The sequence below is a fragment of the Arthrobacter sp. CMU6 genome (assembly GCF_059090205.1).
Map to the genome: position 1 here is coordinate 57,879 of NZ_JBNHFL010000030.1, position 8,009 is coordinate 65,887.

The 8,009-nt window shown below is 59.3% G+C and carries 6 protein-coding genes; 5 read left to right on the forward strand and 1 reads right to left on the reverse strand.

The genetic code is table 11. The features are described 5' to 3' along the window. The first annotated feature begins 4 nt into the window (after window positions 1–4). Window positions 5–1,180, forward strand: a complete 1,176-nt coding sequence (locus AC5RWD_RS18800; protein ID WP_494021459.1) for a hypothetical protein — start codon at window positions 5–7, stop codon at window positions 1,178–1,180. After that, the gene (locus AC5RWD_RS18805; RefSeq protein ID WP_494021460.1) at window positions 1,177–2,445 is read left to right on the forward strand and encodes a hypothetical protein; all 1,269 of its coding nucleotides are present in this window, start codon (window positions 1,177–1,179) and stop codon (window positions 2,443–2,445) included. The genes AC5RWD_RS18800 and AC5RWD_RS18805 overlap by 4 nt, the downstream gene beginning before the upstream one ends. A 604-nt stretch (window positions 2,446–3,049) precedes the next feature. Here the strand turns inward: AC5RWD_RS18805 and AC5RWD_RS18810 are convergent. After that, window positions 3,050–3,517 carry an Lrp/AsnC family transcriptional regulator gene (locus tag AC5RWD_RS18810; protein ID WP_494021461.1) on the reverse strand — a complete coding sequence of 156 codons (468 nt, stop codon included), beginning with the start codon at window positions 3,515–3,517 and terminating at the stop codon, window positions 3,050–3,052. Between the two features lie 159 nt (window positions 3,518–3,676). Here AC5RWD_RS18810 and pdhA point away from each other — a divergent pair, with 159 nt between their 5' ends. From pdhA to AC5RWD_RS18825, 3 genes are read left to right on the forward strand one after another with little or no spacing between them, the layout of a single operon-like run. Continuing rightward, window positions 3,677–4,933 carry a pyruvate dehydrogenase (acetyl-transferring) E1 component subunit alpha gene (gene pdhA, locus AC5RWD_RS18815; RefSeq protein ID WP_494021462.1) on the forward strand — a complete coding sequence of 419 codons (1,257 nt, stop codon included), beginning with the start codon at window positions 3,677–3,679 and terminating at the stop codon, window positions 4,931–4,933. Beyond that, complete coding sequence (locus AC5RWD_RS18820; protein ID WP_494021463.1) at window positions 4,930–6,042, forward strand: alpha-ketoacid dehydrogenase subunit beta; 1,113 nt, start codon at window positions 4,930–4,932, stop codon at window positions 6,040–6,042. The genes pdhA and AC5RWD_RS18820 overlap by 4 nt, the downstream gene beginning before the upstream one ends. Window positions 6,043–6,046: 4 nt before the next feature. Then, window positions 6,047–7,570, forward strand: a complete 1,524-nt coding sequence (locus AC5RWD_RS18825; RefSeq protein WP_494021464.1) for a dihydrolipoamide acetyltransferase family protein — start codon at window positions 6,047–6,049, stop codon at window positions 7,568–7,570. Window positions 7,571–8,009: the final 439 nt, after the last annotated feature.

An 8,009-nucleotide genomic window follows, 5' to 3' on the forward strand; every position in this document is an offset into this window, starting at 1 on the left:
CCAGGTGCCTGCACAGTTGGCGAAGGCCGGCTTCTTGGCAATCTGCGCGGCCGTTTGCATTCCTGGTTTTGCGGCTTCCTTTCCTCAACTGTTGTCGGTGTCGTCGGTGGGAGGTTGGCTGTTTCTTGTCGGACTTGTCCTGTTGCTCGCTTCCGTTTTCATATCGGTGACCGAAGGAATGACCTGGAGCGGCCGACTGCGCATTCCGGTATTGGTGCTGGCAGCTTCGGCCATGATGCCCTTTTTTGCGGAGGGGGTGAGTTTTCCAAGTGATAATCGCAACTGGCTAATCACGCACTTGGCTCTAATCGGGATACTGTTGAGCGCGCAGTTCTTTTCATTTGAGTTCATTGCCACTGTGCTTAGGGCGGGGATGATAGCCAGCCTACTAACCATTTTTGGCGGCGTCAGCGCATTCTCGGCAGATGAACGCAGTCTATTTTTGTTGGACGGGCGCCTACGAGGTGTATTTGGCCATGCCAATATGACGGGACTTGTGGCGGTGGCGGCATTCCTGCTGGCCTTGGGCAGCTCTCGCTGGAAGAAAACCGACATGATTTTGTCCGCCTCGGTGATCGCCGCTGCGACGTCTCTTACGTCCCTGGCGGCTGCTGGCATTGGGCTGGCAGCTTGGTTCGTCAAGGGGCGCGCCGCAAAACAAGCCATCGTGGTTGCAGGGCTCATTTCCCTCTTCGTCCCGATGGTTCTTGTGTGGACTTTAGGGCCGCGACTGGATCCCACGCTGTTCACGGGACGGGTTGCGGCTTGGCAGTGGGCTCTTAGCCTTGATGTTCCGCCGTTAACAGGACAGGGAATCGGGCTGTTTGAGACCCTTGGATCCGGCAAGTTCGTTCCTTGGTTTCACACCCATAATCAAGTTCTCATGGATTATGTGTCGGGGGGGTGGCCACTTGTGTTCGGAACAGTGCTTCTCCTGGCGTCAACCGGTGCCCGAACTGTTGCTGCTTCTGATCGAAGACAAATAGTGATGTGGAGCGTATTGGTTCTGCAGTGCGCCACGGAAGTTCCGCTAGTACTCAGCTACCCGAGTGGCAGTATGCTCTCGACCTCTATAATTCTTGTACTTGTCCTTAGTACCCAAGTTCAGCCGGCTGGTAATCCCGAAGGGCCGATGAATTCGTCGAGAGTCGTGGCTAGTTCTGAAGGATTATTAACTTGAACCGCCCACTCCGTGGTCGAAGAGCCCGGCAGGCCAAATATCCAGTCATTTGGTACGCGGTTGGCATTTTGTTGTCGACGGCATCCACATACGTGCTATTCGTCTCATATTCACTGCGAACTGATCCTGAATCCCTGGGGCTGTTCGCTCTTTGGTCAGGCGGGGCGGCTGTCTTTCTGCAATTCATCGATGGAGTTTCTGCTCAGAGAATAGCGCAGACCCGTTCTCAGCTCTCTACACGTGACCCTGGTCGAAGGGGCTCCGTCAACTATCTCAATCCCGGACGCTATATGCTCGTAGTAGCGGTCGTTTTGGTCGTGGGCGGAGTGGTTGCCTTATTTGACGTGCGGCTGGCAGTCGGTCTCGGCATCATGCTGGGAGGGCAGGGCGCATATGCGCTCTGCGCAAGCACGCGAGTCTTCAACGCATCGCAGAAGTCACTACTGACATTACAGCTTTTTAACTGCTCGGTGTTCTGCGTCGCGGCTGCCGGAGTCTTTTTTTCGTCCGGTGACTTCACTGCCGATCAATTATTGGCTTTGAGCGGATTGTCCTCTTTCGCAGCAGCTTTGCCATTTCTTATTGGCGACGTCATGGACCGTTTGAAGGCTGACATATCCCTCATAGAAGAGTTCAAACTCTTGTATGTCTCAGGATCTTGGAGGCATTTAGGCGGCTTGGCTGCGTATCAGGCAGTGAACGCCTGCGGTTCTGCTGTGGACACACTTATGACTTCCCTCGGCGGCTTACGAACGGCTGCTGAGTATCAGGTGGTTCGGCGCCCCATGCTTGCCTTGAGTAGCCTGAACGTGGCGTTAGGCCAACAGGCCCTAAACAAGTACTCTGGTGGCTCAACGTCGGGATGGAAGAAATCCCTCGTCGTGCTAATGCCTGTACTACTCGTTTGGCCGACACTCGGCGTTGTCGGGCTCATCCTCGTGCGATGGATAACTCCGGCCGAGTACGATGTGTCGTTCTTGGCGGGAACTTTGTTGGCCTTGTCGTTTGCCTTTGGGGCTTTCTTGCAGATTACCGGGACAGTCGTCCTCGTCAGGATGAAGACAACGATTCTCTTCGTGTCATCTTCCATCAGAATAGCGGTCCTCGCCGTCGTAGCCTTTATTTTTGTTCCCTCGCTGGGCGTAGTAGGTGTGGGGTTGGCATCGCTCTTTGCGAATATTGCTTTGCTTATTATCCATGTAGCTGTGCTCTATTCAATGGATCGCAAATCCGAACAAGGGGAGCGAGCCGTGGTTGCGATGTAATCACTCGGCCGTAATCGGCCGCCGCGGCGCCTAACTAAGGCCAAGCGTGCACTCATTTGAGGCGATTCCAGTTCAACCTTTATGAAAAATAGGAGCGTTGTTTCCTTGCGGTCGTAGCCAAGCCACGTGACGCATCGCGTTTTGCTCAGCCCGGTTACGTTGACCGTGCTCATTGCGTCAGGAGCAAGACGAAAAGGAACACCGTTCCATTTCTCCTCATTTGGGAACGAAGTGTAGGCGTGCTTGGGCCGAAGGCCATGTTTCTTGGCGGCGACCCACTGAGTCGTTCGGTGCACGCGGACCCAGGGCTAGGATCGTCATCATTTATGTAGGCGCCGTTTCTCCCCTCGCCGTGTCATCACTCCCAGCAGTCACCTTCCGGACGGAGTGGGAGTGATTACGACCGGCTACAGGCCAAAGTGCCATCGTTGCCTAATAGACCGAGGATCGTGGTGGCAGCATTGAAGTTCACCTTTTGTACGATCGATCGTGGCCAAGATTTCCTGTTCTAGGGGAAAGTGGCCACCATCATTTGGGACTAGGAGCACTCCTTCGACGAGCCGTGAATAGTGTGGAATGCGGCCTCGAAGGGTGAATGAGGGCGCTACCGCGTATCCAGATCCTCGAACACCAAAAATGTCTGGGTATCCAAAACGCCCGGCATGGACTGTAGTTGGTCGAAGATCACACGCCGCAGGTCGACGTTGTCCACTGCCCGCACGAGCAGTATGACGTCAAAGTCCCCGCCCACCAGTGCGATATGGTGTACCTCCGGAATCGTTCTGAGTTGCTCTCGCAGGTCACGCCAAGAGTGTTGCTGCACTTTGAGCGTCACGTAGGCCGATGACTTCAGGCCGGCCTTAATGGGGTCTACCAGCGCGGTGAACTTCGTCAATACACCTTGGCTAGTAAGCCGGGCAATCCGCGTGTAGGCGTGCGCCCGGGAAATGTGGACGTTCTCGGCCACCTGCGTCACGGACATCCGGCCATCCTTTGTCAACTCCGCAATGATGTTGCGGTCAACATCGTCCAGTGGCGCCGCTGACTGCTCCTCCTCGTCCGGTTCGGCCATTCGTCTACAACCTCCACCTGTTGCTCAGCTCTCAAGTACGATTCGTCTTTCAGAATAGGAGAGTTGAGCGTACTTCTCCACGATTTGTGCTAGGACTGGATACGAAACATCATCTGGGACGATACTGAAAGTGAATAGTGGCTAAAGAAGGACGGACCAATGACGATCTCCGCAGACCACACTGCCCCCGGTTCGGCGCAGGCTCAACCCGAAGCTGAGCAGACCGAGGACCTGTACCTGCCGGGCGCTGCCGCCGACGCGATACGCAAATTCGGCATCACGGCCGAGGACTATATGCTGCCGGCCCGCCACCAGATCCAGATGGTGGACCAGGATGGCAACCTGAAGCACCATTCCGAACAGGGCACTGAACCCGGCCACGAGTATCCGCTGCCCGGTGACGATGAACTCCTCGCCGCCTACGAGCAACTCGTCGTCGGCCGCCGCGTCAACGACCAGAACTCAGCCCTCGTCCGGCAGGGCCGCATGGCGGTCTACCCCTCAAGCCACGGCCAGGAGGCCTGCCAGGTGGCGGCTGCTTTGTGTCTTGCCGAGGGAGACTGGATGTTCCCCACCTACCGCGACGCCGTCGCCGTCATGGCCCGCGGAGTAGACCCAGTCCAAGCCATGACGATCTTCCGCGGCGACTGGCACGGCGGGTATGACCCGCTGGAACACAAGGTCGGCATCCAGTGCACGCCGCTCACCACCCAGCTGCTTCACGCCGTGGGCGTCGCCCATGCCTCCAAGCTCCGCGGCGAGGACACGGTGGTCCTGGCCATGTGCGGTGACGGCGCCACCAGCGAGGGCGACTTCCACGAGGCATTGAACTTCGCTGCCGTATTCCACCTCCCGGTGGTCTTCTTTGTGCAGAACAACCAGTACGCCATCTCCGTGCCGCTTGCCCACCAGTCCGTCGCTCCCTCGCTGGCACACAAGGCTGTGGGTTACGGCATGGCCGGCGAGCGTGTGGACGGCAATGACGTCGTGGCGCTCCTCGCCGTTTTGGACCGCGCGGTTAAGCTGGCCCGCGAAGGCTCCGGCCCGCTCCTTGTGGAGGCGCACACCTACCGCATGCAGGCCCACACCAATGCCGATGACGCCACCAGGTACCGCCAGGACAGCGAGGTGGCCCAGTGGCTGGCCAGGGATCCGCTGAACCGGATGCGCACCTACCTGACGGGGAGGGGACTGCTGGACGACGACGGTGAAGCCCGGATCACGGAGAAGGCGGAAGCGGTTGCGGCGCAGCTCCGCAACGGCCTAGGTGAGGATGTTCCGGTCGATCCCCAGAACCTGTTCAAGTACGTCTTCTCCAGTCCGACACCGCAACTCAACGAACAGTCGGCTCTGCTTGCCGACGAACTCGCCCGAGACGCCGCTGGCACTTCAATAACCGCGGAGGCCGCAAAATGAGCCCAACAATTACCACCTCGTCAGAGGCAAACGGCAACGTCAGCTCCGCCACCGCCCGGGCCGCCGCCTCAGCCGCGGCCAATGCCGAGGCAGCAGTACCGCAGCCTGTCACCATGGCCAAGGCGCTGAACAGCGCCATGGCCGATGCCATGCACGCCGACCAGTCCGTCCTGGTCTTCGGCGAGGACGTCGGTAAACTGGGCGGCGTGTTCCGCATCACCGACGGCCTGATGGCCACCTTCGGAGAGCAGCGCTGCTTCGACACCCCGCTGGCCGAATCCGGCATCGTCGGCATGGCCGTGGGCATGGCGATCAACGGCATGCGCCCGGTCGTCGAGATGCAGTTCGACGCCTTCGCCTACCCGGCCTTCGAGCAGATCGTCAGCCACGTGGCCAAGATGCATAACCGCACCAAGGGCAAGGTGAAGCTGCCCATGGTCATCCGTATTCCCTACGCCGGCGGCATCGGGGGAGTGGAGCACCACTGCGACTCCTCCGAGTCCTACTACGCCCACACCGCAGGGCTGAAGGTCTACACGCCGGCCACCGTGGCTGACGCCTACCTCATGCTTCGCGAGGCCATCGACTCGGATGACCCCGTGATGTTCATGGAACCCAAGAAGCTCTACTGGTCCAAGGACCTGGTGGACCTGGAACGGCTCCGTGCGGACTATGAGACGAAGGCCGACCGCGGGGCGCCGACGGAGGGCCGGGCCGCTGTCGCCCGCTCCGGCACGGACGCAACACTGATCGCCTACGGGCCTTCCGTTCCCACCGCACTGGCGGCCGCCGCGGCGGCGGCCGAGGAAGGCCGCTCGCTGGAGGTCATCGACATCCGAACCATTGTGCCGTTCGACGACGAAACCGTCGCCGCCTCTGTCCGCAAGACCGGCCGCGCCGTGGTGATCGCCGAGGCGCACGGCTTCGCGTCGGTGTCGTCGGAGATCGTGGCGCGGGTCCAGGAGCGCTGCTTCCACCATCTGGCTGCACCGATTCGCCGGGTCACCGGATTCGACGTTCCGTACCCGGCACCCAAGCTCGAGCACTACTACCTGCCCGGCGTGGACCGCATCCTCGACGCCGTAGACGACCTCCAGTGGGAAGACTGATCTGATGAGCGAAACCAAAGTATTCCTTCTCCCCGACTTGGGCGAAGGCCTCACCGAAGCCGAACTCGTGAACTGGCTGGTGGCCGTCGGCGATGAGATCCGCGTTGACCAGCCGATCGCCGAAGTGGAAACTGCCAAGTCCGTGGTGGAAGTCCCGTCCCCCTATGCCGGAACGGTTGCCGAACTGCACGGTGAGCCCGGCCAGACCCTGGACGTTGGAAAGCCTTTGATCTCGGTGACTCCGTCGGAACCGTTGGCCAAGCCTGTCGAAAAGAAGGTCCCGGTCGTTGAGCTTGTCGAAACGGAGCCTGCCGAAACCGAACCCGTGGAAACTAAGACCCCAGAAACCGCCGCTGCCGAAACTTACCGCACGGAAGAAAGAGCAGGCTCCGGCAACGTCCTCATCGGGTATGGAACTCCGGGCGGCAATGCAGCCGTCCGGCGGACCCGCCCCAGGCGTCCCAGGTCGCCGGTCGAGCTTGCCGAGACCCGGCCTGTCGAAACCAAAGGCGCCCAAGCCAAACTAACTACCTCAGCCGACGATCTCCTTCTCCAGCGGACCCGTGTGCCGGGCAAACTCGGTGCTGTCATCTCTCCACTCGTTCGTCGGATGGCCAAGGAACACGGCGTTGATCTCGGGCACGTGCACGGCTCCGGAGACAGCGGATTGATCATGCGCCGCGACATTGAAGCGGCTATGACTAAGCCGGCGGGGGTTGAGCCTGTGGTAACCGAGCCCGGCCCGCTGGGTGAGCCTGTCGAAAACACGCCTATCCCGACCAGCGGCGCGGTCGACTACCGAACTGGCCTCAACATCAGCAGCCGCACCCCTGTGCGGGGCGTCCGCAAAGCAGTGGCGGCCAACATGGCCCGCAGCCGGTCCGAAATTCCTGAGGCCACTGTCTGGGTGGACGTAGACGCCACCGCTCTGGTGGAACTCCGTGCTGAATTCAAGAAAATTGATCCGCACAATACGCCTGGTCTGCTCGCATTCATTGCCCGTTTTGTTACAGCGGGGCTAAAGAAATTTCCTGAACTGAACACACGGTTCGTCAGCGCCGAGGATACTTCCGGCGGGGAATCCCAGGAGATCCTGTCATTCGACGGGGTGAACCTCGGAGTCGCCGCGCAAACGGATCGAGGACTCGTGGTCCCTTCCATCCGCAACGCGGATAAGCTCACCGCCCGGCAGTTGGATGCAGAGATCAAACGGCTGACCTCGGTCGCTCGCGAAGGTAAAGCGACGTCTGCGGAATTGAGCAGCGGTACGTTCACGCTGAACAACTATGGTGTGTTCGGCGTGGATGGTTCCGCGGCCATCATCAACTATCCGGAGGTGGCGATCCTGGGCGTGGGCCGGATCATTGATAAGCCCTGGGTCATCGGAGGTGAACTCGCGGTCCGCAACGTTACCGAGCTGACGCTGACCTTCGACCACAGGGTTTGCGACGGACGAGCGGCGGCCGGGTTCATCCGCTATGTTGCGGATGCAATAGAACAGCCGACCACAATTTTGGTCGATTTGTAGTGCGGTGTTCAAACAGTTCTTGCTTTCGCTAAGTGGAAAGATTAACCATTCATGTGATTTGCATCTTGGTGCGGTAGGAGATATCTCGGGTGGGTGAAAGCGTAGTTGGCTTGTGGGGAAGGTGATCGTCCTTTGGAGTGCCCCTAATAATTCGTACGTGTTTGTCAGTTGTGCCGTGCCACATCTACTTTGATCCTTGTCGGTAGCTGCATGCCAGCCCCGTTACGGAAGGGAAACTCACTACACCGAGCGAATGTAGATGTGACGAAAGAACGGGAAGCTGCTTTACGTCATTAGTCATTTGAAAATCATGGAACTGGCTCGTGCCCTGTAACGTGTGGTCCATGTGTGGAATCGTGGGTTATGTTGGCCGTACGTCGGGTCGGGCTGATGCCGGGCACGGCGCGTTGGATGTTGTTCTTGAGGGGCTGCGGCGTCT